We start from the raw sequence: 1,253 nt of genomic DNA, 5'->3' as shown, positions 1-1,253 counted from the left end.
CGGCTCCTGGATTGGCGGTGACCGTGACGGGAATCCGAACGTTACACCTGATATCACTTGGAAGACGCTGCAAAAGCAACGCAAACTTGTCTTGAAAAAGTACGAAGACGTTCTAGTCGAACTGATGAAACGTTTCAGCCATTCGACCGCACAGGTATCGGTCTCTGAAAAGCTGATCCGTTCTGTGCAGGAAGAAGAAGGCCAACTGCCAAAAGATAAGAAATGGCGCGTGGAACGAGAGATCTATCGTCGCAAATTCGCTATTATCCTTGAAAGACTCCGCCAAGTTGGACAATCTGAAACAGGCTACCAGTATGCAGATGAGCTATTAGAGGACCTTTATGAAATTCAAGAAAGTGCCACCACCCATCAGCCTGGGAAAGGTGAACTCAAAAAATTACGCAAGCTGATTCGTCAAGTAGAACTATTCGGCTTCCACCTGGCTACGCTTGATATAAGAAATCATAGCGGGGAACATGAATCAGCGGTTACTGAACTTCTGAAAAAGGTCAGCATCGTTGATGATTACAGCGCACTTGAAGAGAGCGAAAAAATCAAAGTGCTTCAAGAGGTGTTAAAAGACCCTCGCCCGATTTCCTTATTGAATGAGGACTATTCCGAATCGACACAGGAGATGCTTAATGTCTTCCAAATGATCCGCGAAGCTCACGTTGAGTTCGGAAAGCGATCAATTGAAGTTTACTTGATCAGTATGACTGAATCCGCAAGTGACTTACTTGAGGTCCTTGTCTTAGCCAAAGAAGCGGGTATTTATCGTCTGCACGCAGATGGGACAGTGGAAAGCCACATCAATGTAGCTCCATTGTTAGAAACCGTCGATGACCTCGTGGCAGGACCGGAAATTTTGAAAACATTATTTGAAATGGATGTATACAACAAGCACCTAGCGAAGCATGACAACCACCAGGAAATCATGCTTGGATATTCTGATGGAAGTAAGGACGGAGGAACACTGACAGCTAACTGGCGATTATACAAAGCTCAGCTGGAGATCCACGACATGGCTCGTGAATACAATGTCGGACTTAAATTCTTCCACGGCCGTGGCGGCTCCCTTGGCCGAGGCGGCGGACCATTGAACCGCAGCCTGCTTTCTCAGCCTGTAGAGACGCTCGGAGACAGCGTCAAGATCACCGAGCAGGGGGAAGTGCTTTCCTCCCGTTATATGTTGACCGACATCGCCTACAGAAGTCTTGAGCAAGCCGCTTCAACCTTACTTGAAGGAGCAGCGA

1 protein-coding gene is annotated in these 1,253 nt (G+C 47.4%); it reads left to right on the top strand.

Annotation, left to right across the window (positions count from 1 at the left end; genetic code table 11):
- The coding region (locus LD39_RS20485) for a phosphoenolpyruvate carboxylase (protein WP_035553031.1) at positions 1 to 1,253 on the top strand (1,253 nt) is incomplete at both ends.

Source organism: Halobacillus sp. BBL2006, assembly GCF_000786645.1.
In the GTDB taxonomy this organism is placed as follows: domain Bacteria; phylum Bacillota; class Bacilli; order Bacillales; family Halobacillaceae; genus Halobacillus.
The sequence above is the reverse complement of the archived record's forward strand: the minus strand, read 5'-3'. Positions and strand labels throughout refer to the sequence as shown.